Raw genomic sequence first — 22871 nt, 5'->3', positions numbered from 1 at the left:
TAAAGGATGTCCCCGGTCTCGTTTGTAAAGGATGTCTCCGTCTGTACACCCCGATGGCGGTGTATCAGTCAGAACACCTGATACTGACCCACCGCCATCGGGGGCAAGCCCCCTCCCACATTTGTTTTTGTGGTGTTCACAAGTGCGATCCCAAATTGTGGAAAACAAATCCGGCCACCTTCCAAAGCGCGACAGATAGCCGCCGCAAATCGCTGTTTTGTCACAGTTTTGACTTGTCCCCATCCGCTGTGGAACCGGCTGTGGGTAACGTGGGAGTAGCTGGCTGAAAGCCTTTGATTACGTGGCCTGCAGCGTGATGGTTGTTTTTTGATCAGTGGCTTTTTGGCGACCTGCCGAGGGGTTTGTCAACCTGTTTAAAGACACAGGTATATGACCGGATTATGTCTGTCCAACCTGTGGATAAGTCTGTGGTTAAACTCTGGAAAGACGCCCGCAGAGGCCGGAATGACTGGCCTGGAGCCATCGTTCGGTTTTTCCTCTCGTGCATGGGCCTACATACCGCCTCGTCCAGGTCAAGCAAAAAACTTTGCAAAACCGCCTGAAAGCCTTGTACACAGCGGCTCTGGGCTTTTTGCACTTGCCCCCAAAGACTGTGGGCGCAATTGTGGATAACCTGCGCGCATATGGCTGCAGGCCACGGTGTGTAAGGCTTTGCGTGGTTTGGTTAAAAACTGATCAGGCGTGCATGGCGTGATGTGCATAGCGGTTGCCGCGACGACGGTGTAAGGGCATTCTGCTGGCTTATTTTTTCCGATGCCCGCAAGGAGAACACCATGTCCAACACGCTGTTTATTACTGGCGCAACTTCAGGTTTCGGCGAAGCCTGCGCCCGTCGGTTTGCCGAAGCTGGCTGGAAACTGGTGCTCACCGGTCGTCGTGCCGAGCGTCTGAACGCGCTGGTCGAAGAGCTTTCCAAGCAGACCGAAGTACACGGCCTGGTGGTGGACGTGCGTGACCGTCAAGGCATGGAAGCGGCGATTGCCGGCCTGCCGCCCGCGTTCGCCAAGCTGCGCGGGCTGATCAACAACGCCGGCCTGGCCGTGGGCACCGATCCCGCGCCCAAGTGCAACCTCGACGACTGGGAAACCATGGTCGACACCAACATCAAGGGCCTGCTGACCACCACCCACCTGCTGTTGCCGCGCCTGATCGCCTATGGCCGCGGTGCCGGGATCATCAACCTGGGCTCCATCGCCGGCAGCTACCCGTACCCGGGCAGCCACGTGTATGGCGGCTCCAAAGCGTTCGTGAAGCAATTCTCGCTGAACCTGCGCTGCGACCTGCAAGGCACCGGCGTGCGTGTGACCAACATCGAGCCAGGGCTGTGTGAAAGCGAGTTCTCCCTGGTGCGCTTCGGCGGCGACCAGGCGCGCTACGACGCCACCTATGCCGGCGCCGAGCCGATCCAGCCGCAGGACATCGCCGACACCATCTTCTGGGTGCTGAACACCCCGGCGCACGTCAACATCAACCGTCTTGAGCTGATGCCGGTGAGCCAGAGCTGGGCCGGGTTTGCGATTGAGCGTGGGGCCAAGTAAGGCGTTAGACCGAGTCGCCTGCATCGGGGGCAAGCCCCCCTCCCACACTGAATTGGGTTCACACATCAAGATCTGTGAACCACCTTCAAATGTGGGAGGGGGCTTGCCCCCGATGAGGCCCTGAGGTCAGCCGAGAACCTTGACCAACCCCTGATAACAGGTCGCCAGATGATACGGCGTGGTCGACGGCATATCCCGTCGGCTCACGCTGCCCTGGGCATCCAGGCATTCATTCCAGCCCTTGGCATGCAGGAAGTGCTGCTGCAACGCGAGCAACTGGCGCTGCAGCACGGCTTCGCTGCCCGGCCGCAAGGTCAGTGCGCGCAGGTATTCCGCCTGGGCCCAGATGCGTTGGGTGCCGTCGCGCACGCTGCCGTCCAGGGCGAGCATGCCGCTGACCGCGCCGGTCCGGTTATCCACACCCGTTTGCTCGGCATAGGCAAAGGCCCGCGTCAGCGAAGCATGCAGCGGCGTGCCGCGCAGCACGTCGGAAGACTCAAGCAAGAAGAACCACTCGAACTGGTGCCCCGGCTCAAACCAGTTATCCACAGCGCCCAGCGGTTTTTCCATCATCACGCCGTGCTGGCGCTCGATGAAACGCTGCTGCATGGCCGTCGCCAAGGCCAGCAATGCGGTTTGCACCGCGGCGTCGTCACGCACCGCCAGGGTGGCGAGGAAGCCTTCCGCCAGGTGCATCAGCGGGTTTTGCAATGGGCCGGACTTGAGGGACGACCAATTACGCTCCAGCACCGCCTCGTACAGGCCATCGCCGCTGGCGAAACGTTGGGCGACCACTTCCAGCGCCGCATTCAACACCGACTCCACCAGCGGTTCGCGTACCTTGGCCCAGTAATGGGCGCAGGCGAAGATGATGAACGCGTGGGTGTACAGGTCCTTGCGCTTGTCCAGCGGCTGGCCGGCGGGGTCGATGCTGTAGAACCAGCCACCGTGCTCGGCGTCGTGGAAATGCCGTTGCAGCGAGCGGAACAACACGGCAGCGCGTTCTTCGGCAAAGGCTGCGCCGGGTTCGCCGATCAGGCTGGCGAACAGGTACAACTGCCGGGCACAGGCCATGGCGCGGTAGCGTTGCGGCGGCAGCGGCCGGTGGTCGGCGTCCAGCGCCTCGTAGGGCAGCGCCAGCTCGGCGTTCCAGCCCGGGCCCTGCCAGAGCGGCACGATCAGGTCATGGAAGTGCGTGAGCACGGCATTCAAGGAAGGCTGAAGGGCGGAGCTTGGAGCGATGGGCATCGGCTGGCGTCGTCACGGCAGGGGTGTAGGCGCGCATGGTAGCAGGCTTGGGAACGGTGGTGTCTGCGCCACCGCTATCGGGGGCAAGCCCCCTCCCACATTCGACCGAGTTCCAACTTTGGAATGCAAGCGAATGTGGGAGGGGCGGTGCGACGATTCGACTTGCCCCCGATGAGGCGCTTAATCGCGCCGCAAATCAGCCAGCCAGCAACCAAACCCCAGTCGCCGCCGAAGCCGCCCCGGCAACCCGCACCAACGGCGCCGCCGCAGTCGGCAGCCAGCGCACCACGGCATAACCGGCGGCGTGCAACACAGCGGTGGCGCCGACAAATCCGGCGGCATACGCCCAAGGGCTGGACATGTCCGGCAGCTCCAAACCATGGGCCACGCCGTGGAACAGCGCGAACAAGGCCGTCGCCCCCAGCGCCATGAACAACGGCGGGCGCACCGCCAGCGCCACCGCCAGGCCCAGGGCCAGCACCGACGCGGCAATCCCGCTTTCCAGCGCCGGCAACGCCAGGCCTTCAAAGCCCAACAGGCCGCCGAGCAACAGGGTGGCCACGAAGGTGCAGGGCAGCGCCCAACGCGCCGCGCCTTTTTGCTGGGCGGCCCACAAGCCGACCGCCAGCATGGCCAGCAAATGGTCGAGACCGCCCAATGGATGGCTGATACCCGCCACCAGGCCGTTGTCGCCGTGACCCGGGTGGGCGAAGGCCAAGGCGGGTGCGAGCAGCAGGGCGGCGGCAGCGAAGAGTTTTTTCAGGCGCATGGACAGGTTCCTTATGGGTTGATCAGGCTGCAGTCAGCAGGCCCTGGCGTTCGATGAAGGCGACGATCTCATCCAGGCCGACGCCGGTTTTCTGGTTGCTGAACACAAAGGGTTTACCGTTGCGCATGCGTTGGGTGTCGCTGTTCATCAGTTCCAGCGAGGCACCGACCAAGGGCGCCAGGTCGATCTTGTTGATCACCAGCAGGTCGGATTTGCAGATGCCGGGGCCGCCCTTGCGCGGCAGTTTATCGCCGGCGGACACATCGATCACATAGATGGTCAGGTCCGACAGTTCCGGGCTGAACGTCGCCGACAGGTTATCGCCGCCCGACTCCACCAGGATCAGGTCCAGGCCGGGAAAGCGCCGGTTGAGTTGGTCCACCGCTTCCAGGTTGATCGAGGCGTCTTCACGGATCGCCGTGTGCGGGCAGCCGCCGGTTTCCACACCGATGATGCGCTCGGGCGCCAGGGCCTGGTTGCGCACCAGGAAGTCGGCATCTTCGCGGGTATAGATGTCGTTGGTGACCACCGCCAGGTTGTAGCGATCACGCAAGGCCAGGCACAGGGCCAGGGTCAGGGCGGTCTTGCCGGAGCCCACCGGGCCGCCGATGCCGACACGCAGAGGTTGTGTGTTCATGTGCTTCTCCTAGGAACGGAACAGGCGGCTGTACTGGCGCTCGTGGGCCATGCACGCCAGGGACAGGCCGAACGCGGCGCTGCCGAAATGGTTGGGGTCGATGTGGCTGGCGTCCTGCTGGGCGTGTTGCAGCAGGGGCAGCAGTTCACTGGTCAGGCGTTGGGCGGCCTGCTGGCCGAGCGGCAGGGTTTTCATCAGCACGGCCAGCTGGTTTTCCAGCCAGCTCCACAGCCAGGCGGCGAGGGCGTCGTCGGGGCTGATGCCCCAGGCGCGTGCGGCCAGGGCCCAGCCCAGCGCCAGATGCGGCTCGGTGTGTTGTGCGAGAAAATCACGGGCCGCGTCGTCCAGTTCCGGCAGGCCGTTGAGCAGTTGCTGCAGGGAGTACCCCATCTGCCGGCTCTCCTGATACAGCTCGCGGGTCTCGCGACTGGCGCGGTGTTCCTCACACAGTTGCGTCAGCTGCGACCAATCGCCGGCCACGGCGGCGCGGCAATGCGCGAGCAACAGCGGCGCTTCGAAGCGGGCGAGGTTGAGCAGCAACTGGTCGCTGATCCAGCGGCGGGCGCCGGCCGCGTCTTTGACGCGGCCATTCTCCACGGCCATTTCCAGGCCCTGGGAATAGCTGTAGCCGCCAATCGGCAATTGCGGACTGGCCAGACGCAGCAGCGCCCAGGCTGGGTTCATAAACGCACGCCGAACTGATGCAGCTTCGGCGGGTAGTTGAAATCTTCATCGCCATGGCGTGAATGGTGGTGGCCGCCGCCGTAGGCCCCGTGTTCCGGCTGGAATGGCGCTTCGAGGGTTTCGGTCCGCGCGCCCAGCTGTTCAAGCATGGCCTTGAGCACGTAATCATCTAGCAGGCGCAGCCAGCCGTCGCCTACTTGCAAGGCCACGTGGCGATTGCCCAGGTGATACGCGGCGCGGGTCAGTTCAAATGCGTTGCGACAGGTGACGTGCAGCAGTTGTTCAGGGCGCGCGCAGACGCGTACTACACGTCCGTCTTCAGCCTGTAGGAACTCGCCATCGTGCAGCGGCGGCTGGCCACGCTCCAGGAACAGGCCGACGTCTTCGCCGTCGGCACTGAAACAGCGCAGGCGGCTTTTGCTGCGTGCTTCGAAGTTCAGCAGCAACTCGGCGGCCCAGAGGGCTTGCGGGGCGATTCGGCGGTGGATCACCAGCATCAGAAGGCTTCCAGCTATGAGCGATAAGAGAGCTAGAGCAAGGGGCTTGCCAATCCCGCGCAGGAGTAGGAATTCCCTGAAGGCGAGCGCAGCGATGCCACCGAATAGGGCGTCAGTCAGCGCCTTTATGCTTCAATTTGGTGCGCGTCTGGAGGTGTGGCACTGGATGGGGGCGTTGTGTGTGGATGTGGTGTGCGGTTTTGCATGAAATTTCTCTCATCTAATTCGCACTGGTGTTTTTTCAGATTTCTCCTACGCGGTATCCGGATTCCGCGTTCAAAAAGTTACGCGCTGTTTCTTTAGGATTTGCGCCGTCTTAACACCACGGCGATTCATCAATGTTCAAGTCACTTTTCTTTTTAATCCTTTTCAGTCTTTCCTGCGTCATCTCATCGGCCTCGGCCAACCTGAAACCCCAATCGACATTCGGCTCTTCGCTGCCTGGTGTTCCAACGTCTTCGGTGGCGAATGTGGTCGACCGCGCCCATGCCCTGCTGGGCACCCCGTACAAATGGGGGGGCACCTCGGCCGAGCAAGGGTTTGATTGCAGTAGTTTCCTGGTCTACCTGTTCAAGACCGAAGCCAACATTCACATCCCGCGCACGACGGCGGCGATGCACCGTTCAACGGCTGCGACCGTCAAGCGCAACGAGCTCAAGCCGGGGGACGCGGTGTTTTTCAAAGGCAACGGGCGCGGTCAGGTCAGCCATGTGGGGCTGTATATCGGCGAAGGGAAATTCATTCATTCGCCGCGGGCCGGCAAGAATGTGCGGATCGATTCGCTGAGCAACAACTACTGGAACAAGAACTACACCGGCGCCAAGCGTTTCCACACGGCGGGTTGACGGCTTACTCGGTGCTGCCGAGGCCCTGCCAGTGCTTGAGGCCAATGAAGATGAAGCGCAACTGCTGGGTGATTTTCGCCTGGGGCGTGAGGTGGGCGGGCAGCGCGTGGGCGGGCGGGTCGATGATGTCGGGCAGGGTGGCGAACACACTTTTGACGATCAGGTCGGCCATCACGTGCAGGCCGTCGGCGTCCAGGTGCTGGAGCTTGGGCATCAGGGTCAGGTCGGCGGCCAGGTCACTGGTGATGTCTTCGCGCAGAGCGCCGATGGCTTGGCGCACAGCCAGGCAGCCACCGTACTGTTCGCGGGCCAGGAACAGGAATTGCGAGCGATTGGCCGCGACCACATCGAGGAAGATCCGCACGGATGCATCGATAATGCCGCCCATCATGAATTCGTTGTGGCGCACCAGGCGGATCGTGGCACGGAAGGTCTGGCCGACTTCGCTGACCAGCACCAGGCCCAGTTGGTCCATGTCGGCAAAGTGACGATAGAACCCAGTGGGCACGATCCCGGCTGTCTTGGCCACTTCCCGCAGGCTCAGGCTGCCGAACCCGCGGCCACACTCCATCAGATGGCGGGCAGCGTCCATCAGGGCGAGGCGGGTCTGTTGCTTCTGTTCGGCACGGGGCAGCATGGCGGGCGGGCTTTGTCGGCAAGTACAGCGACGCACTCTAGCAAAACCGCTTCATAGACGTCGAACTTGGCAGGGCATTGCGGCGTGGATACGTGACACGTTGTGCAGAAAGTCAAAAGCCCGATCCAGGGATCGGGCTTTTTTCCGGGCCACCACAGGCTTAGCTCTGAGCTTGATGCAGGTCTTGCAGACGGTCGGCACCGCCTTCAGCAACACCTTCTGTATAGGCACGTTTGTTGGCGAGTTCAGCACCACCTTCAACCAGGCCTTTTTCTTCCAGGCGGTTGTGGCCGTTTTCGGTCACGCCTTCGGTGTAAGCGCGTTTGTTGGCTTGTTCCGAACCATTTTCAGCAACGGCGCCTTTGGCGTAGTCACGGTTCTCTTGTTCTTGCGACCCGCTACGGGCGAGGGTTTGGCTGAATTGAACGGCATCGGCTTTGGCTTGTGGGATCGCTTGTTCAGCGGCCGGCAGGGCAAAGGCACTGGATGCCAGGACGGACAGCAGCACGGTAGCGAGTACTTGGCGTTTCATGATCGGTTGCTCCTTGGGAGGGCGATTAAGTGGGTACGGGGCTAATGCTACTCTCGATAAGTCGATATAAAAGTTCATAAACCCAATGGTAATAATCAACGGAATTGATTGTTCCCATGGGAGGCTCTAAGTCGAGCCTCTCAAGCCCGCGGTTTTGCACCGTGCTGGGTATTTTCGACACGCGCCTGGGTAACAATGGTGCGCTGGAGTGGGATAAATCTGTCGAAGTGGTCAGAAAAATGGATTTTTTCCGGCAAAACGTTGATTGGGTTAAACCCCGGGAGGGTTTGCCAGTCCTAGCTGTATAAGCTGTCTCAAGGGCCGTGACTCAGCCAGTCGTATTCAGGAGCTCTGTGCAATGACGCGCACTCGTAAAATCGTCGCTTGGTGCTGCGCCAGCATCGTTCTATCAATCGCCGTGGTGGTGTTGTTTTTGCTGTTCTTCGACTGGAACCGCATCAAACCGCCGCTCAATGCCAAGGTTTCCGAAGAACTGCATCGCCCGTTCGCCATCAATGGCAACCTGGCGGTGGTGTGGCGCCGTGAACTGGACGAGGGCGGCTGGCGCGCCTGGGTGCCCTGGCCCCATGTCATTGCCGAAGACCTGAGCCTGGGCAACCCCGACTGGTCGAAAACCCCGCAGATGGTCACGCTCAAGCGTGTGGAGCTGCGTATCTCGCCATTGGCCTTGCTGGTGCAGCGCGTGGTGATCCCGCGTATCGACCTCGTCGAACCGAGCGCCGAGTTGCAGCGCCTGGCCGATGGGCGCGCCAACTGGGTGTTCACATTCGATCCCAAGGACCCTAACGCCGAACCCTCCGCCTGGATGGTGGACATCGGTGCCATCGGCTTCGACAAGGGCCACGTGACCCTCGACGACCAGACCCTCAAAACCCAACTGGACGTGATCATCGACCCGCTGGGCAAACCCATTCCGTTTAACGAAATCGTCGGCGATGCGGATGCCAAAAAGGTCTTGGAAAAAGGCGCGGCCCCCCAGGACTACGCGTTCGGCCTCAAGGTCAAAGGTCGCTACCACGGGCAGACACTCGACGGCAGCGGCAAGATCGGCGGCCTGCTCGCCTTGCAGGACGCGGCCAAGCCGTTTCCGCTGCAAGCCCAGGTGAGCGTCGCCGACACCCGCATCGCCGTGGCCGGCACCCTGACCGACCCGCTCAACCTCGGTGCCCTGGACCTGCGCCTGAAACTCGCCGGCGCCAGCCTGGGCAACCTGTACCCGCTGACCGGCGTCACCCTGCCGGACTCGCCGGCCTATTCCACCGATGGGCGCCTGATCGCGCAACTGCATCAAGCCAGCGGCGCGACGTTCCGCTACGACAACTTCAACGGCAAGATCGGCGACAGCGACATCCACGGCAACCTGGCCTACGTCGCGAGCCAGCCGCGGCCCAAACTCAGCGGCACGCTGGTGTCCAACCAACTGCTGATGGCTGACCTTGCGCCCTTGATCGGTGCCGACTCCAACGCCAAGCAAAAAGCCCGTGGCGGGATGAGCAAGCAACCGGCGACCAAAGTGCTGCCGGTGGAAGCGTTCCGCACCGAGCGCTGGCGTGACATGGATGCCGACGTGGAATTCACCGGCAAACGCATCGTCCACAGCACCGACTTGCCCTTCACCGATCTCTATACGCACTTGGTGCTGACGGATGGCGAACTGAGCCTGCAACCCCTGCGGTTCGGCGTGGCCGGCGGCAAGCTCGATGCACAGATCCGCCTGAACGGGCGCATCACGCCGATGGAAGGCCGCGCCAAATTGACCGCGCGCAACTTCAAGCTCAAACAGTTGTTCCCGACCTTCGAGCCGATGAAAACCAGCTTTGGCGAACTCAACGGCGATGCTGATATTGCCGGGCGTGGCAACTCGGTGGCGGCGTTGCTGGGCTCGGCCAACGGTGACCTGAAGATGCTGATCAACGACGGCGCCATCAGCCGGGGCCTGATGGAAATCGTCGGGCTCAACGTAGGCAACTACGTCGTCGGGCGCCTGTTTGGCGACAAGGAAGTGAAGATCAACTGCGCGGCGGCCGACTTCGGCATCAAGACCGGGCTCGCGACCACGCGCTTGTTTGTGTTCGATACCGAGAACGCCATTGTCTATATCGATGGCACGGCGAACATGGCCTCGGAGCAGCTCGACCTGACCATCACCCCGGAGTCGAAAGGCTTCCGCCTGTTCTCGCTGCGCTCACCGCTGTATGTGAACGGTCCGTTCATCAAACCGAATGCCGGCGTGAAAGCCATCCCCCTGGCACTGCGTGGCGCCGGCATGGTCGCGCTGGGCGTGATCGCCGGCCCGGCTGCCGGGTTGCTGGCACTGGTCGCGCCGAGCGGCGACGTGCCCAATCAGTGCGCGCCGTTGTTGCAGCAGATGAAGGAAGGCAAGGCGCCGAAGACCGTGAAAGGTTGATTCGGCGCAGTCGTAAGAAAGGGCGCCCCTAGGGGCGCCTTTTTGATGGCGGTGCTGTAAGTGTGCTCCTGGTCTTGCGTAGTTCATTTCTGAAACAGCAAATCCGCCCCTGATTCCCCTTATACCTCCTGCGGCGCCTTCTTATAGTCGGCGGTCACAGTCACTTGGAGGTGGACGCGATGCAGGAGCCTTATGTGTTTATCGCCATAAAGGGCGTAGCCGTGGGCACTTTAGGTAGCCACACCGGTGAGCAAATAGGCTCCCTCCTTTACAAAGTTTCAGGGAGTGGGCAATGACGCTTGAGTCCATGGGGATAGTCTCGGGGGTTATTATGATGCTGAGTTTCCCTATATCTTTTTATTCTATGTATACAAAGCTGGAAGAGGCCGAGAGCTATTTGCGGTTCAGCACATTTATAGTGATGTTCAAGCACATGTTCAAAGCCGGATTGTTTGAGGGGAGGATGAAGAGACTCTTCGCTGTCGCCCTTGTTATTCTTATGCCCGCGGCTTTTCAATGGAGACGTTTAGTACTCGTTGACGATGTGAAAGCTATTCCCATAAGACTCAAACTCTGGATGGTCATGCCCTTCCTGCTCACACTGTTTTCCATCACTGGAATGGTCCTGTCATGGTTTCTGACGAACTGACGGTCAAAAGGGGAAGCGGTCTAATCCGCTTCCCCCTTTTTAGACGCGCAGCCATTTACAGACTTTCGAGAATATCCGCCATGTCATCCGCATGCTCTTCTTCCTGAGCCAGGATTTCTTCGAACAGGCGGCGGGTGGTCGGGTCTTTGTCACCGATGTACTGGATGATTCCACGGTAGCTGTCGACCGCAATCCGCTCGGCGACGAGGTCTTCGTAGACCATTTCCTTCAAATTGTTGCCGGCCACGTATTGCGCATGGGCGTTCTTCGACAGCAGGTCCGGGTTGAATTCCGGCTCGCCGCCCAACTGCACGATACGTTCGGCGAGTTTGTCGGCGTGTTCGGCTTCCTGGGTCGCATGTTCGAGGAATTCTGCAGCGGCGATCTGCGCCTTCACGCCGCTGGCCATGAAGTAGTGACGCTTGTAGCGCAGCACGCAGACCAGTTCGGTGGCCAGCGAGGCATTGAGCAGGCGAATGATCTCTTCGCGGTCGGCGTCGTAGCCTTCGGTCACGGCGCCGTTTTCGACGTTCTGGCGGGCGCGTTGGCGCAGGGTCGCAACGTCAGTCAGGTTTGCTGCAGTCATCTCAACCTCCTGGGGCTAATCCGGTTTTACGCCACGCTCTGTCGGCGTGATCGCTCCAAGTTGTGAGTCGTGGGCGGGGCAAAAAGTTTTATTGGATTTGCCGGCAGATGTCATCAGCCCGTCGCCGGATTGGGTTAGCCTGCGCTCATCCTTTCTTGATCAAGGACGTTCGCTTCATGTCGCAGTCGTTAGCCACGCGTTACCCCTTGGTGCTGGTGCCGGGCATGCTGGGGTTTGTGCGCCTGGGATTGTTTCCTTACTGGTACGGCATCGTCCCGGCGTTGCGGGCCGGCGGGGCGCAGGTGTTTGCGGTGCAGGTGGCGCCGCTCGATTCCAGCGAGGTGCGTGGCGAGCAGTTGCTCGCGCAGGTCGAGCGGATTCGCCGCGAAACCGGTGCCGACAAGGTCAACCTGATCGGCCACAGCCAGGGTTCGCTCACTGCGCGCTATGCCGCGGCCAAATGTCCGCAGTGGATCGCCTCGGTGACGTCGGTGGCCGGCCCCAATCACGGTTCGGAGCTGGCGGATTATTTCCACACCCATTACCCCCGGGGCAGCCTCAAAGGCCGGATGGTCAGCGCGCTGTTTCATCTGGTCGCCGCCGTCATGAGCCTGCTGGAGACCGGCTACCGAGGCCCGCGCTTCAAGGCCGACCTGCACGCCTCGCACCAGTCGCTGACCAGCGCCGGCGTGGCGGTGTTCAATCGTGAGTATCCCCAGGGATTGCCGCAGACATGGGGCGGGCAGGGCGCCGCAGAGGTCAATGGCGTGCGCTATTACTCGTGGTCCGGCACCTTGCAGCCGGGTAAGACCGATCGCGGGCGCAACCTGCTCGATGGCACGAATCGCAGTTGCCGCTTGTTCGCCCGCAGCTTCGTGCGCGAGAAAGGCCAGTGCGATGGCATGGTCGGGCGCTACAGCTCACACCTGGGCACGGTGATCGGCGATGACTACGCCCTCGACCATTTCGATATCGTCAACCAGTCGCTGGGGCTGGTGGGCAAAGGCGCGGAGCCGATCCGCTTGTTCGTCGAGCATGCGCAGAGGCTCAAGGCGGCTGGGGTGTAGGAGATGCACCGCGTTATCGTTCATCGGGGGCAAGCCCCCTCCCACATTGGCCCGCGTTCGCCCTGGCGCCTCGGTCAACTGTGGGAGGGGGCTTGCCCCCGATAGCGATAGCTCAGGCAACGCCCAGCTTACGCCCGACCGGCGTAGTCCAGCGCTCCGACAAAATCACCCCGCCCAACGTCAGCAGCCCGCCCACCAGGTGATACAGCGCCAACGCTTCCTTCAACACCAGCGCCGCGATCAGCGCGGTAATCAGCGGCAGCAGGTTGAAAAACAACGTGGTGCGGCTCGGCCCCAGGGTTTTCACCGAGTGCATCCAGGCCAATGGTGCGAGCATCGAGGCCAACAGGCAGGCGTACAGCACCAACGGAATATTCGCCCAGACCAACCCGGCTTTGGCCGAGTACAGAAACAGCGGAAACAGCACCACCACGGCCACCAGCACCTGCAGATACAGCAACACCAACGGCGGCAGGCGCAGCTGCCATTTTTTCAGCAAGGTGCTGTAGACCGCGTAGGCCAGGGTGGCGACCAGCATCATCGCGTCGCCCAGGTTGACCCCGTGTTGCAGCAGCGTGCCCAGGCTGCCGGACGACACCACCACCGCCACGCCAGCGAACGACAGCACCGCGCCGCTCAGCGCGCCGAAGGTCAGGCGTTGGCCGAGGCTGATGATCGCCGCCGTCAACGCCATCAATGGCATCAGCGACAGGATGATGCCCATGTTGGTGGCGCTGGTCAGCGACGCGGCGTAATAGGCCAGGCTTTGATACACCGCCATGCCCAGCACGCCGAGGATAAAAATCTTGCCCAGGTTCGGGCGGATGATCGGCCACTGGGCAATCACCGGCTTGAGCATGAACGGGGTAAACAGCAGCGCCGCGAGCAACCAGCGGTAGAAGCCGATTTCAGCGGGGAAGATCGAACCCACGGCCAGTTTGTTGACCACGGTGTTGCCGGCCCAGATGAAAATGGCCAGCAGGGGATACGCGTATTGCATTGAAAACAACCCAAGGTGTTGGTGAGACGGGAGTATGGCGCAGTACTGACGGGCGAACATCCGTAGTCGGTGAAGATGTTACAAGGTTTGGCTACACTCCTCGGTAGGCCGCGCCCTCCGGCGCGGTAACAGGGAGAAAACTCCATGAAGATGCTGCGAATTCCGTTGTTGATGATGGGCCTGCTGCTGTGTTCCCAAGGCTTTGCCGCTACCGCCCAGCAAAATAAAATGACCACCTGCAATGCCGAGGCCACCACCAAGACGCTCAAAGGCGACGAGCGCAAAGCGTTCATGAAAACCTGCCTGTCGGCGCCCGCCGCCAATGATGCGAAGACGCTGACCCCGCAGCAGCAGAAGATGAAAGATTGCAATGCCTCGGCGAAAACCAAGGCGCTGACCGGCGATGCGCGCAAGACGTTCATGAGCACCTGTCTCAAAGGCTGATCGCGCGTTCGCGCTCGCTGAAGATCAAATGTGGGCGGCTGGCTGGGGCCCCCCGGTCTACCTGAAGGGCCAGCCCGCTCCCACGCTTGATCGCATTGACTACCGATCCACTCGCTTGATTGCCTCAAGGCTGGCAGACTGCCCATCCTTTAACGCCGTTCGTTTTGAGGCTGTATGCCAACGTTTTCTCAGCGTCACGTGTTATTGCTGGCCAGTTACATCATCATTTTCGGCGGATTACTGCTGGTTCTGCCGCTGAAGTTGCTGCCCAGCCTGCTGGCCGGGCTGTTGGTATTTGAACTGGTCAACATGCTTACCCCTCAACTGCAACGGCTGATCGAAGGTCGGCGTGCGCGCTGGCTGGCCGTGGCCTTGCTCGGCACCCTGATCGTCAGCGTGTTGACCCTGATCTTTGCCGGCGCGATCAGCTTCCTGCTCCACGAAGCGGAAAACCCCGGGGCCTCCCTCGACAAATTCATGGGCGTGGTCGACCGCGCGCGCGGCCAGCTGCCGCCGTTCCTCGACGCTTACCTGCCCGCCAGCGCCGCTGAATTCCGGGTGGCCATCGGCGACTGGATCAGCAAACACCTCAGCGATCTGCAATTGGTGGGCAAAGATGCCGCCCACATGTTCGTCACCCTGCTGATCGGCATGGTGCTCGGCGCGATCATGGCGCTGCAGCGCATCCCCGACCTGACCAAGCGCAAACCCCTGGCTGCCGCGCTGTTCGATCGTCTGCACCTGTTGGTCCAGGCGTTTCGCAACATCGTCTTCGCACAAATCAAGATCGCTGCCCTCAACACCGTGTTTACCGCCGTGTTCCTCGCCGTGGTGCTGCCGCTGTGCGGGATTCACCTGCCGCTGACCAAGACCCTGATCGTGCTGACCTTCCTGCTCGGCCTGCTGCCGGTGATCGGCAACCTGATGTCCAACACCCTGATCACCATCGTCGCGCTGTCGCTGTCGATCTGGGTCGCGGTGGCGGCGCTGGGGTATTTGATCGTGATCCACAAGGTCGAGTACTTCCTCAACGCGCGCATCGTCGGCGGGCAGATCAGTGCCAAGTCGTGGGAATTGTTGTTGGCGATGCTGGTATTCGAAGCCGCGTTCGGCCTGCCGGGCGTGGTGGCGGGGCCGATTTACTATGCGTACCTGAAGAGTGAGCTGAAGCTCGGCGGGATGGTCTGAGGAGGGAGGACACTGCTCTGCTGTAGGAGCGAGCTTGCTCGCGAAAAACCCAAGAGCACCGCGCGCCGTCAGACAGCCCGCGTTATCGTTGGCGTCCTTCGCGAGCGAGCTCGCTCCTACAGGGGGGCAGTGCGACGGTATCAGCTGCCGTAGCGCTTGCTGGCCTCGATCGCCAACCCGCTGCCGATACTGCCGAAGATATTCCCTTCCACATGCCGCGCATTCGGCAGCATCGCCGAGATGCTGTGGCGCAGCGCCGGAATGCCGCTGGAACCGCCGGTAAAGAACACCGTGTCCACCTGCGCCACATCCACCGACGCGTCGCTGAGCAATTGGGTGACGCTGTTGCGCACGCGCTCCAGCAGCCCGTCGATGGCCGACTCGAACAACGTGCGGCTCAGGTCTACGCTCAAGCCCGGCTCAACCCGGTCGAGCAGCACATGACGGCTGTCTTCGTGGGTCAGCTGGATCTTGGTTTCTTCGACTTCCATCGCCAACCAGTGCCCGGCCCGCTGTTCGATCAGCTTGAACAGGCGGTCGATGCCGCCGGTGTCTTCGATGTCATAGCGCATGCTGCCCAGGGCCAACTGGGATTTTTGCGAGTACACCGAGTTGATGGTGTGCCAGGTGGCCAGGTTCATGTGATGGCTGGTGGGCATGTACGCGCCGCTTTTCATGCGGCTGCCGTAGCCGAACAGCGGCATCATGCCGGCCAGCGAAAGTTGTTTGTCGAAGTCGGTACCGCCGATGTGTACGCCGCCGGTGGCGAGGATGTCGTCGTGGCGGTTGTCGTTGTGGCGACGGTCCGGCGACAGGCGCACCAGCGAGAAGTCCGAGGTACCGCCGCCGATGTCGACAATCAGCACCAGCTCTTCTTTTTCGATGGTGGACTCGTAGTCGAAGGCCGCGGCAATCGGTTCGTACTGGAACGAGATGTCCTTGAAGCCGATCTTGCGCGCCACGTCGACCAAGGTGTTCTCGGCTTCCTGGTCGGCCATCGGGTCGTCATCGACGAAAAATACCGGGCGACCCAGCACCACTTCTTCGAACTCGCGGCCGGCGGTGGCTTCGGCGCGGCTCTTGAGTTGGCCGATAAACAGCGCGAGCAAGTCGGTGAACGGCATCGCAGTGCCCAGCACGCTGGTGTCGTGCTTGATCAGCTTGGAACCCAGCAGGCTCTTGAGCGAGCGCATCAGCCGGCCTTCGTAGTTCTCCAGGTATTCGTGCAGCGCCAGGCGACCGTAGACCGGGCGGCGCTCCTCGAAGTTGAAGAACACCACCGACGGCAAGGTGATTTTGTCGTCCTCCAGCGCGATAAGCGTTTCCATGCCGGGGCGAATCCAGCCGACGGTGGAGTTGGACGTGCCGAAGTCGATGCCGCAGGCACGGGCTGGGGATGGGTTTTTCATGTCTATCGGGTTCCGGTTGAAAAACGGCCGCGCAGTGTATGCCACCCGCGTGCAGATGCGTAGGCCAACGATCTGTTAAATAGCCGGCGGCGCGCCTTGAAAGAGCGGGGTTTGCCCCCAACTTGTCCAGCATACGGTCGGCGGCTGCAAGGTTATTCGTGCGGTGCCGATAAACTACTCAGACGCATCCATCGGCTTGGGATTGAGTTCAGTCAATCCAAACGCTGCAAACCGGCGCATGCTGTGCCCTTGGCTGTGCGATATCGATGACGGAGGGTGACCCCCCAGATGGACTTTAAAGATTATTACAAGATCCTTGGCGTGGAGCCGACAGCGGACGACAAGGCAATCAAGGCCGCCTATCGCAAGCTGGCGCGCAAATATCACCCGGACGTGAGCAAGGAAAAAGACGCCGAGGCCAAGTTCAAGGACGCGTCCGAAGCCTATGAAGCGCTGAAAAGTGCCGACAAGCGTGCCGAGTACGACGAGTTGCGCAAATACGGCCAGCATGGCCAGCCGTTCCAGGGCCCACCGGGCTGGCAGAGCCGTGGCGGCTATGGCGGCGGCCAGGACACGGGCGACTTCTCGGACTTCTTCAGTTCGATCTTCGGCGGGCGCGGCGATGCGTTCGGTGGCGGTCAGCGCCGCAGTACCGGACGCAAGGGCCAGGACGTGGAGATGCAACTGTCGGTGTTTCTTGAGGAGACGCTGTCGACCGAGTCCAAGCAGATCAGCTTCCAGGTGCCGCAATACGACGCCTCGGGCCGGCATGTCAGCAACACCACCAAGAGCCTGAACGTGAAGATCCCTGCCGGGGTGACCGACGGCGAGCGCATCCGCCTCAAGGGCCAGGGCGCGCCGGGCGTTGGCGGCGGGGCCAATGGTGATCTGTACCTGATCGTCAAGTTCGCGCCGCACCCCAAGTTCGAGGTCGAAGGCGAAAACCTGGTGATCACCGTACCGGTGGCACCGTGGGAGCTGGCGTTGGGCACCGAAGTCGCGGTGCCGACCCTGACCGGCAAGATCAACCTCAAGGTCCCGGCCGGCAGCCAGAACGGCCAGCGCATGCGCGCCAAGGGCCATGGCCTGCTGAACAAGAGTGGCCAGCGCGGTTACCTGTTCATCCAGCTCAAAGTGGTGATGCCCAAAGAAGCCAGCGAGGAGGTGCTCGGGTTGTGGAAGGCGCTGGCCGACAGCGCCGCCTTCGATCCGCGCAAAGGCTGGAACGCCTGACCCGCCAGGGCGGCGGTCTTGCAGAGTTAGGCCCAGGCCCGTGGGGGCCATGAATAAGCTGCTCATTTTCACAATGAGGCGCTATTCATGGCCCACGCTCAAGCCCCGTTCCCTCCGGGCGATGGGGCGCAGCGCCAGCGTGGCGTAGGGCGCTTCAGAACAGAAAGTAGCGCTGCGCCATCGGCAGCACATCCGCCGGCTCACACCACAGCAACACGCCGTCGGCCTTGACCTGATACGTCTGCGGGTCCACCTCGATGTGCGGCAGGTAGTCGTTGTGGATCAGGTCGGTTTTCTGCACGTCGCGGCAGCCCTTGACCACTGCGATCTGCTTCTTCAGGCCCAAGGCTTGCGGCAAGCCGGCGTCCGCGGCGGCCTGGCTGATAAAGGTCAGGCTGGTGGCGTGCAGGGCGCTGCCGAAGCTGGCGAACATCGGCCGGTAGTGGACCGGCTGCGGCGTGGGAATCGAGGCGTTGGCATCACCCATCAGGCTTGAGGCAATCGCGCCGCCCTTGAGGATCAGCGTCGGCTTGATGCCGAAGAACGCCGGCCGCCACAGCACCAGATCAGCCCATTTGCCGACTTCGATGGAACCGACGATATGGCTGATGCCATGGGTGATCGCCGGGTTGATGGTGTACTTGGCGATGTAGCGCTTGGCCCGGAAGTTGTCGTTGCCGGGGCCGTCGCCGGGCAGGGCGCCGCGCTGTTTTTTCATCTTGTCGGCGGTTTGCCAGGTGCGCGTGATCACTTCGCCGACGCGGCCCATGGCCTGGCTGTCGGAGCTGATCATCGAGAATGCGCCGAGGTCGTGCAGGATGTCTTCGGCGGCGATGGTCTCGCGGCGGATGCGGCTTTCGGCGAAGGCCACGTCTTCGGCGATGCTCGGGTCGAGGTGATGGCAGACCATCAACATGTCCAGGTGCTCGTCGATGGTGTTGCGCGTGAACGGCCGCGTCGGGTTGGTCGAGCTGGGCAGCACGTTGGGGAAGCCGCAGGCCTTGATGATGTCCGGTGCATGGCCGCCGCCGGCGCCTTCGGTGTGGTAGGTGTGGATGGTGCGGCCCTTGAGCGCGGCCAGCGTGGTTTCGACGAAGCCGGACTCGTTGAGGGTGTCGCTGTGGATCGCCACCTGCACATCGTATTGGTCGGCGACGTTCAGGCAGTTGTCGATGCTCGCGGGCGTGGTGCCCCAGTCTTCATGCAGCTTCAAGCCGATGGCGCCGGCCTTGACCTGTTCGATCAGCGGCTCCGGCAGGCTGGCGTTGCCCTTGCCGGTGAAACCGATGTTCATCGGGAACGAGTCGCTGGCCTGCAGCATGCGCGCCAGGTGCCACGGGCCGGAGGTGCAGGTGGTCGCGTTTGTGCCGGTGGCCGGGCCGGTGCCGCCGCCGATCAGGGTGGTGACGCCGCTGGTCAGTGCCTCTTCGATCTGCTGTGGGCAGATGAAATGCACGTGGCTGTCGATGCCGCCGGCGGTGAGGATCATGCCTTCACCGGCGATCACTTCGGTGCTGGCGCCGATGGCCATGGTCACGCCGGGCTGGATATCCGGGTTGCCGGCCTTGCCGATGGCGTGGATGCGACCGTTCTTGAGGCCGACGTCGGCCTTGACGATGCCCCAGTGGTCGATGATCAGCGCGTTGGTGATCAACGTGTCGACCACTTCATGGGCGAGCAATTGGCTCTGGCCCTGGCCATCGCGGATGACCTTGCCGCCGCCGAATTTGACCTCTTCGCCATAGACGGTGAAGTCCTGCTCCACTTCGACGAACAACTCGGTGTCGGCCAGGCGGACCTTGTCGCCGACGGTGGGGCCGTACATGTCGGCGTAGGCTTGGCGGCTGATTTTCATGTGTGGTTGCCCTGAAAAATTTATGTTGAATGTGAGTCAGCTATCGGGGGCAAGCCCCCTCCCACATGGGAATGCATTCCAACTGTGGGAGGGGGCTTGCCCCCGATGAGGCCCTAAAGGTCGCCCATGATCCGCCCGGCAAACCCGAACACCCGCCGCCCACCGCCGAAGTCGACCAACTCGACCTCACGGCTCTGCCCCGGCTCGAACCGCACCGCGGTGCCCGCCGGGATATTCAGGCGCATGCCGCGGCTCAATGCGCGGTCGAAGGTCAGCGCGTCATTGGTCTCGAAAAAGTGATAGTGCGAGCCCACCTGGATCGGCCGGTCGCCGCTGTTGGCCACGCTCAGGCTGACGGTGCGGCGGCCGACGTTGAGTTCGATGTCGCCAGGCTGGATCTGAAATTCACCAGGAATCATGCAGGTTGCCCCAGGGTCTTGTAGTAGATGGCGGTCGGGCTGTAGCGCCCGTCCGGGCTTTGGCAGTAATCGGGCAGTTCACCGACCTTGGTGTAGCGCAGCGCCTGGTAGAAGGCTTCGGCCTCGGAGCCGGCTTCGGTGTCCAGGTACAGCAGGCCGCGCTTGTGTTGGCGCGCGGCGAGTTCCAGGGCGTGCATCAACTGGTGGCCCAGGCCATGGCGGCGGGCGCTGCTGTGGACCAGCAGTTTTTGCACTTCGGCGCGGTTCAGACCGTTGGCTTTCTGGCACAGCGCCAGTTGCACGCTGGCGATCACCCGCTCGTCGCGCACCACCACCCACAGCAACAGGCTGGCGTCTTTGATGCTCGCTTGCACGCCGTGCAAATACGCACGCGCCTGGGCCTCATCGAAGTCGGCCATGAAGCCGATCGACGCGCCGTGCCTGACCGCATCCAGCAACAGCTCGATCAAGCCCTGGCGATAGTGGGCAAAACTTTCAGCATTGACTCGACGCAGTTGCGCGGCGTTCATCGATCTCACTCCTGGGGCGGTTCGGCGCCCGGATTCAAGGTCAGTTGCATAAAGGTCAGGTCGAGCCAGCGGCCGAATTTGATGCCCACTTGCGGCATCTGCCCGGTGGTGCTGAAACCCAGGCGCTCATGCAGGCGGAGCGAGGCCTGGTTGCCGCTTTCAATGGCGGCGACCATCACGTGTTTACCGCCGGCGCGCGCGCGTTCGATCAGGGTTTGCATCAGGCGTGGGCCGAGGCCTTTGCCGCGCTGATCGTTGCGCACGTACACCGAGTGCTCGACGCTGTAGCGAAAACCCTCGAAGGGGCGCCAGTCGCCGAACGAGGCGTAGCCCGTCACTTCGTGGTTTTCCACCGCGACCAGGATCGGGTAGCGCTGCGCCTGGCGCGCAGTGAACCAGGCCAGGCGGTTAGCCAGATCCACCGGCTGTTCGTTCCAGATCGCCGTGGTGTTCAGCACCGCGTCGTTGTAGATGTCGCGGATCGCTGGCAGGTCTTGCTCGGTTGCATCACGAATCATGGCTGGGCCTCACGCGATGGGTTGGTGGACGGTCACCAGTTTGGTGCCATCGGGGAAGGTGGCTTCCACCTGGATATCCGGGATCATCTCCGGGATGCCTTCCATCACCTGCTCGCGGCTGAGCAGGGTGGTGCCAAAGTGCATCAGGTCGGCCACGGTACGGCCGTCGCGGGCGCCTTCCATCAGCGCGGCGGAGATGTAGGCGATGGTTTCCGGGTAGTTGAGCTTCACACCACGCGCCAGGCGCCGTTCGGCAACTAAGCCTGCGGTGAAGATCAGCAGTTTGTCTTTTTCCCGTGGGGTCAGGTCCATGGTTCAGTCCGTCGTGAAATACATTCGTAAAATCACTGAAGATCAAGTGTGGGAGGGGGCTTGCCCCCGATGGCGGTGGGTCAGTGACAGATGCATTGCCTGACACTCCCCTATCGGGGGCAAGCCCCCTCCCACATGTTGATCTTCATGTGCTCCAGATTCGCGGTGCCACGGCCTCTCGGCCAAGTACTGCCGGGCGTAACAATTTCCATAAATCAATCAACCAGCCCCGCGCCAGCAGCGCCTCGCTGGCCAGGCAGCGGGCGACCAGCAAGCCGGGCAGTTGGGTCAGGTCGCCGCGCACCGCGTGGGGCAGGGCGCGGCAGTGTTCGAGTAATTCAGGCTCGATATCACCGGTCAGCAACAGGGTGGCGAATACCGGTTGTCCGTCCAGACCGATCGGTGAGTCGAGCAAGCCATCGTCGCCCACAATGCGCTGGCGTTCGTGCCAGAGCAACTGGCCGTCGCGGCGGATATCCAGGTGCGATTGAAAGTGCCCGAGGTCGAAGCGCTCGCCGCTGGCCGGGCGGCCGAGGGCGACCACGTCCCAGTACAACAGCCGCGCATCGCCGTGCAGCGCGATGCGTGTGCTGAGTTCGGCCTGGGCGGCGCTGAACACGATGGTTTCCTGAGGCAGCCATTCCAGGGTGGCGCCGGCCTCGACGCTCAGCTCCAGTTGCTGAAACGCCGGGCCGCTGGCGCGGTACCACTTGGCCGCGCCAGGGCTGGTCAATTGCGCCCAGGCGCCCGCGGCGACGTGGGCGCGGATGTCCAGGCGGTCGCCGCCGGCAATGCCACCGGGCGGATGCACGATGATGTGCTGGCACACCTCGGGGCCTTCGGCGTACAGGTGTTTCTGCACGCGCAGCGGGCCGAGGTGGCGGCGCATCACCGGGCGCGTGGTGGCGCCGAAACGCGCGTAGCCGAGCTCCAGCTCGGCGTGCCAGCTGGGGGTGAACAGGGCAGTGGAAACGGGCAGGTTCATGGCGTGTGCTTATCGTTAGGACGCTACAGATTAGATGGTTACGAGACCGCGCACACCGTCGCGTTCCATATTTTCGCCACGGCCTTGCTGGACGATTTCCCCGCGTGACATCACCAGGTATTTGTCGGCCAGTTCGGCGGCAAAGTCGTAGAACTGCTCCACCAACAGGATCGCCATGTCGCCACGGGCCGCAAGCTTTTTGATCACCGCCGCGATCTCCTTGATCACCGACGGCTGGATGCCTTCGGTCGGCTCATCGAGAATCAACAGGCGCGGCCGGCTGGCCAGGGCACGGCCGATCGCCAGTTGCTGTTGCTGGCCGCCGGACAAATCGCCCCCGCGGCGGTGCTTCATTTGCAGCAGCACCGGGAACAGTTCGTAGATAAACCCCGGCACTTCCCTGGCCTCGGCGCCGGGAAAGCGCGACAGGCCCATCAGCAGGTTTTCTTCCACGGTCAGCCGCCCGAAAATCTCGCGGCCCTGGGGCACGTAGGCGATCCCGGCGTGAACGCGCTGGTGCGGCTTGAAACCGGTGATGGCCTTGCCTTCCCAGTTCACCGCGCCCTCTTTGGCGGGCAACAGGCCCATCAGGCACTTGAGCAGGGTGGTCTTGCCCACGCCGTTACGGCCGAGCAGGCAGGTGACTTCGCCGACCTGCACCTCGAATGAAAGCCCGCGCAGGATGTGGCTACCGCCGTAATACTGGTGCAACTTGTCGACTTGCAGCATTCTCAAAACCTCCTCAATTCCCTGTAGGAGCGAGCTTGCTCGCGAAAAACCTGAGGGCGCCGCGTGCATTCAGGCTGCCCGCGTTATCGTTAACGATTTTCGCGAGCAAGC

At 62.2% G+C, this 22871-nt stretch carries 25 protein-coding genes and 1 pseudogene; 8 read left to right on the top strand and 18 right to left on the bottom strand.

All coding sequences use genetic code 11. The features are described from left to right. Positions 1 to 794: 794 nt before the first annotated feature. Positions 795 to 1559 carry an SDR family oxidoreductase gene (locus NR164_RS27890; RefSeq protein ID WP_017849722.1) on the top strand — a complete coding sequence of 255 codons (765 nt, stop codon included), beginning with the start codon at positions 795 to 797 and terminating at the stop codon, positions 1557 to 1559. Between the two features lie 126 nt (positions 1560 to 1685). Here NR164_RS27890 and NR164_RS27885 read toward each other — a convergent pair whose 3' ends face one another. From NR164_RS27885 to ureE, 5 genes are all read right to left on the bottom strand, one after another. Beyond that, entirely contained in the window at positions 1686 to 2807 is a 1122-nt protein-coding gene (locus NR164_RS27885) for an AGE family epimerase/isomerase (RefSeq protein WP_256823528.1), read from the bottom strand. Positions 2808 to 3003: 196 nt separating this feature from the next. Continuing rightward, entirely contained in the window at positions 3004 to 3576 is a 573-nt protein-coding gene (locus NR164_RS27880) for a HupE/UreJ family protein (RefSeq protein ID WP_079442730.1), read from the bottom strand. Positions 3577 to 3598: 22 nt separating this feature from the next. Continuing rightward, entirely contained in the window at positions 3599 to 4213 is a 615-nt protein-coding gene (gene ureG / locus NR164_RS27875) for an urease accessory protein UreG (RefSeq protein ID WP_017849719.1), read from the bottom strand. Positions 4214 to 4222: 9 nt separating this feature from the next. Next, positions 4223 to 4897: an urease accessory protein UreF gene (locus tag NR164_RS27870; protein WP_046384880.1), complete on the bottom strand. Its 675-nt coding sequence runs from the start codon at positions 4895 to 4897 to the stop codon at positions 4223 to 4225. After that, positions 4894 to 5394, bottom strand: a complete 501-nt coding sequence (gene ureE / locus NR164_RS27865) for an urease accessory protein UreE (protein ID WP_017849717.1) — start codon at positions 5392 to 5394, stop codon at positions 4894 to 4896. Before ureE ends, NR164_RS27870 begins: the two co-directional genes overlap by 4 nt. A 338-nt stretch (positions 5395 to 5732) precedes the next feature. On the opposite strand from ureE, the gene NR164_RS27860 reads away from it, so the two are divergent. Then, positions 5733 to 6239 carry a C40 family peptidase gene (locus NR164_RS27860; protein ID WP_026140377.1) on the top strand — a complete coding sequence of 169 codons (507 nt, stop codon included), beginning with the start codon at positions 5733 to 5735 and terminating at the stop codon, positions 6237 to 6239. Between the two features lie 4 nt (positions 6240 to 6243). On the opposite strand, the gene NR164_RS27855 is transcribed toward NR164_RS27860, so the two are convergent. Continuing rightward, entirely contained in the window at positions 6244 to 6876 is a 633-nt protein-coding gene (locus tag NR164_RS27855; protein ID WP_046384878.1) for a TetR family transcriptional regulator, read from the bottom strand. Positions 6877 to 7036: 160 nt separating this feature from the next. Next, the gene (locus NR164_RS27850; RefSeq protein WP_079442732.1) at positions 7037 to 7408 is read right to left on the bottom strand and encodes a hypothetical protein; all 372 of its coding nucleotides are present in this window, start codon (positions 7406 to 7408) and stop codon (positions 7037 to 7039) included. Positions 7409 to 7766: 358 nt separating this feature from the next. On the opposite strand from NR164_RS27850, the gene NR164_RS27845 reads away from it, so the two are divergent. Both NR164_RS27845 and NR164_RS27840 read left to right on the top strand, forming a co-directional pair. Beyond that, on the top strand, positions 7767 to 9836 hold the full coding sequence (locus NR164_RS27845; protein ID WP_256823527.1) for an AsmA family protein: 2070 nt from the start codon (positions 7767 to 7769) through the stop codon (positions 9834 to 9836). A gap of 292 nt (positions 9837 to 10128) precedes the next feature. Beyond that, positions 10129 to 10485, top strand: a complete 357-nt coding sequence (locus NR164_RS27840) for a hypothetical protein (protein WP_256823526.1) — start codon at positions 10129 to 10131, stop codon at positions 10483 to 10485. A 55-nt stretch (positions 10486 to 10540) separates the two neighbouring features. Here the strand turns inward: NR164_RS27840 and NR164_RS27835 are convergent, their stop codons facing one another. Further along, positions 10541 to 11071 carry a bacterioferritin gene (locus NR164_RS27835; protein WP_046384874.1) on the bottom strand — a complete coding sequence of 177 codons (531 nt, stop codon included), beginning with the start codon at positions 11069 to 11071 and terminating at the stop codon, positions 10541 to 10543. A 176-nt stretch (positions 11072 to 11247) separates the two neighbouring features. On the opposite strand from NR164_RS27835, the gene NR164_RS27830 reads away from it, so the two are divergent. Then, on the top strand, positions 11248 to 12138 hold the full coding sequence (locus NR164_RS27830) for a triacylglycerol lipase (RefSeq protein ID WP_177034491.1): 891 nt from the start codon (positions 11248 to 11250) through the stop codon (positions 12136 to 12138). 112 nt (positions 12139 to 12250) lie between these two features. On the opposite strand, the gene NR164_RS27825 is transcribed toward NR164_RS27830, so the two are convergent. After that, positions 12251 to 13138 (bottom strand): DMT family transporter, encoded by an 888-nt coding sequence (locus NR164_RS27825; RefSeq protein WP_169864645.1) that lies wholly within the window; start codon positions 13136 to 13138, stop codon positions 12251 to 12253. Between the two features lie 144 nt (positions 13139 to 13282). Here NR164_RS27825 and NR164_RS27820 point away from each other — a divergent pair, with 144 nt between their 5' ends. After that, positions 13283 to 13582, top strand: coding sequence for a PsiF family protein (locus NR164_RS27820; RefSeq protein WP_017849707.1), 300 nt, complete (start codon positions 13283 to 13285; stop codon positions 13580 to 13582). Positions 13583 to 13756: 174 nt separating this feature from the next. After that, a complete protein-coding gene (locus NR164_RS27815) occupies positions 13757 to 14770 on the top strand; it encodes an AI-2E family transporter (RefSeq protein WP_046384871.1) in 1014 nt (337 codons plus the stop codon). A 140-nt stretch (positions 14771 to 14910) separates the two neighbouring features. Here NR164_RS27815 and NR164_RS27810 read toward each other — a convergent pair whose 3' ends face one another. Further along, the gene (locus NR164_RS27810; RefSeq protein WP_017849705.1) at positions 14911 to 16179 is read right to left on the bottom strand and encodes an Hsp70 family protein; all 1269 of its coding nucleotides are present in this window, start codon (positions 16177 to 16179) and stop codon (positions 14911 to 14913) included. 288 nt (positions 16180 to 16467) lie between these two features. On the opposite strand from NR164_RS27810, the gene NR164_RS27805 reads away from it, so the two are divergent. Further along, positions 16468 to 17412: a DnaJ C-terminal domain-containing protein gene (locus tag NR164_RS27805; RefSeq protein WP_046384870.1), complete on the top strand. Its 945-nt coding sequence runs from the start codon at positions 16468 to 16470 to the stop codon at positions 17410 to 17412. A gap of 154 nt (positions 17413 to 17566) precedes the next feature. On the opposite strand, the gene ureC is transcribed toward NR164_RS27805, so the two are convergent. The 8 genes and pseudogenes from ureC to NR164_RS27765 all read right to left on the bottom strand — a co-directional run. Further along, positions 17567 to 19267, bottom strand: coding sequence for an urease subunit alpha (gene ureC / locus NR164_RS27800; RefSeq protein ID WP_057006066.1), 1701 nt, complete (start codon positions 19265 to 19267; stop codon positions 17567 to 17569). Between the two features lie 113 nt (positions 19268 to 19380). Continuing rightward, entirely contained in the window at positions 19381 to 19686 is a 306-nt protein-coding gene (locus NR164_RS27795) for an urease subunit beta (RefSeq protein WP_017849702.1), read from the bottom strand. Next, positions 19683 to 20216 carry a GNAT family N-acetyltransferase gene (locus NR164_RS27790; RefSeq protein WP_256823525.1) on the bottom strand — a complete coding sequence of 178 codons (534 nt, stop codon included), beginning with the start codon at positions 20214 to 20216 and terminating at the stop codon, positions 19683 to 19685. The genes NR164_RS27795 and NR164_RS27790 overlap by 4 nt, the downstream gene beginning before the upstream one ends. 5 nt (positions 20217 to 20221) lie before the next feature. Beyond that, complete coding sequence (locus NR164_RS27785) at positions 20222 to 20734, bottom strand: GNAT family N-acetyltransferase (RefSeq protein ID WP_046384868.1); 513 nt, start codon at positions 20732 to 20734, stop codon at positions 20222 to 20224. Positions 20735 to 20743: 9 nt separating this feature from the next. After that, on the bottom strand, positions 20744 to 21046 hold the full coding sequence (locus NR164_RS27780) for an urease subunit gamma (protein WP_010213535.1): 303 nt from the start codon (positions 21044 to 21046) through the stop codon (positions 20744 to 20746). 145 nt (positions 21047 to 21191) lie between these two features. Continuing rightward, positions 21192 to 22031, bottom strand: coding sequence for an urease accessory protein UreD (locus tag NR164_RS27775; protein ID WP_198718350.1), 840 nt, complete (start codon positions 22029 to 22031; stop codon positions 21192 to 21194). Between the two features lie 30 nt (positions 22032 to 22061). Next, a complete protein-coding gene (urtE, locus tag NR164_RS27770) occupies positions 22062 to 22760 on the bottom strand; it encodes an urea ABC transporter ATP-binding subunit UrtE (protein WP_256823524.1) in 699 nt (232 codons plus the stop codon). Positions 22761 to 22782: 22 nt separating this feature from the next. Next, positions 22783 to 22869 (bottom strand): annotated as a pseudogene (locus NR164_RS27765) (outer membrane lipoprotein carrier protein LolA); the annotation flags it as partial. Positions 22870 to 22871: the final 2 nt, after the last annotated feature.

It is taken from the genome of Pseudomonas sp. Pse79 (assembly GCF_024519615.1).
Classification (GTDB): Bacteria; Pseudomonadota; Gammaproteobacteria; order Pseudomonadales; family Pseudomonadaceae; genus Aquipseudomonas; species Aquipseudomonas veronii.
Note: the sequence above shows the minus strand (reverse complement) of the source record. Positions and strands in the feature narration are given on the sequence as shown.

Bases quoted from the DNA above. Each gene is read 5' to 3' on its own strand.
- NR164_RS27890 (WP_017849722.1), top strand. From the start codon at position 795: ATGTCCAACACGCTGTTTATTACTGGCGCAACTTCAGGTTTCGGCGAA.
- NR164_RS27885 (WP_256823528.1), bottom strand. From the start codon at position 2,807: ATGCCCATCGCTCCAAGCTCCGCCCTTCAGCCTTCCTTGAATGCCGTG.
- NR164_RS27880 (WP_079442730.1), bottom strand. From the start codon at position 3,576: ATGCGCCTGAAAAAACTCTTCGCTGCCGCCGCCCTGCTGCTCGCACCC.
- ureG (WP_017849719.1), bottom strand. From the start codon at position 4,213: ATGAACACACAACCTCTGCGTGTCGGCATCGGCGGCCCGGTGGGCTCC.
- NR164_RS27870 (WP_046384880.1), bottom strand. From the start codon at position 4,897: ATGAACCCAGCCTGGGCGCTGCTGCGTCTGGCCAGTCCGCAATTGCCG.
- ureE (WP_017849717.1), bottom strand. From the start codon at position 5,394: ATGCTGGTGATCCACCGCCGAATCGCCCCGCAAGCCCTCTGGGCCGCC.
- NR164_RS27860 (WP_026140377.1), top strand. From the start codon at position 5,733: ATGTTCAAGTCACTTTTCTTTTTAATCCTTTTCAGTCTTTCCTGCGTC.
- NR164_RS27855 (WP_046384878.1), bottom strand. From the start codon at position 6,876: ATGCTGCCCCGTGCCGAACAGAAGCAACAGACCCGCCTCGCCCTGATG.
- NR164_RS27850 (WP_079442732.1), bottom strand. From the start codon at position 7,408: ATGAAACGCCAAGTACTCGCTACCGTGCTGCTGTCCGTCCTGGCATCC.
- NR164_RS27845 (WP_256823527.1), top strand. From the start codon at position 7,767: ATGACGCGCACTCGTAAAATCGTCGCTTGGTGCTGCGCCAGCATCGTT.
- NR164_RS27840 (WP_256823526.1), top strand. From the start codon at position 10,129: ATGACGCTTGAGTCCATGGGGATAGTCTCGGGGGTTATTATGATGCTG.
- NR164_RS27835 (WP_046384874.1), bottom strand. From the start codon at position 11,071: ATGACTGCAGCAAACCTGACTGACGTTGCGACCCTGCGCCAACGCGCC.
- NR164_RS27830 (WP_177034491.1), top strand. From the start codon at position 11,248: ATGTCGCAGTCGTTAGCCACGCGTTACCCCTTGGTGCTGGTGCCGGGC.
- NR164_RS27825 (WP_169864645.1), bottom strand. From the start codon at position 13,138: ATGCAATACGCGTATCCCCTGCTGGCCATTTTCATCTGGGCCGGCAAC.
- NR164_RS27820 (WP_017849707.1), top strand. From the start codon at position 13,283: ATGAAGATGCTGCGAATTCCGTTGTTGATGATGGGCCTGCTGCTGTGT.
- NR164_RS27815 (WP_046384871.1), top strand. From the start codon at position 13,757: ATGCCAACGTTTTCTCAGCGTCACGTGTTATTGCTGGCCAGTTACATC.
- NR164_RS27810 (WP_017849705.1), bottom strand. From the start codon at position 16,179: ATGAAAAACCCATCCCCAGCCCGTGCCTGCGGCATCGACTTCGGCACG.
- NR164_RS27805 (WP_046384870.1), top strand. From the start codon at position 16,468: ATGGACTTTAAAGATTATTACAAGATCCTTGGCGTGGAGCCGACAGCG.
- ureC (WP_057006066.1), bottom strand. From the start codon at position 19,267: ATGAAAATCAGCCGCCAAGCCTACGCCGACATGTACGGCCCCACCGTC.
- NR164_RS27795 (WP_017849702.1), bottom strand. From the start codon at position 19,686: ATGATTCCTGGTGAATTTCAGATCCAGCCTGGCGACATCGAACTCAAC.
- NR164_RS27790 (WP_256823525.1), bottom strand. From the start codon at position 20,216: ATGAACGCCGCGCAACTGCGTCGAGTCAATGCTGAAAGTTTTGCCCAC.
- NR164_RS27785 (WP_046384868.1), bottom strand. From the start codon at position 20,734: ATGATTCGTGATGCAACCGAGCAAGACCTGCCAGCGATCCGCGACATC.
- NR164_RS27780 (WP_010213535.1), bottom strand. From the start codon at position 21,046: ATGGACCTGACCCCACGGGAAAAAGACAAACTGCTGATCTTCACCGCA.
- NR164_RS27775 (WP_198718350.1), bottom strand. From the start codon at position 22,031: ATGAACCTGCCCGTTTCCACTGCCCTGTTCACCCCCAGCTGGCACGCC.
- urtE (WP_256823524.1), bottom strand. From the start codon at position 22,760: ATGCTGCAAGTCGACAAGTTGCACCAGTATTACGGCGGTAGCCACATC.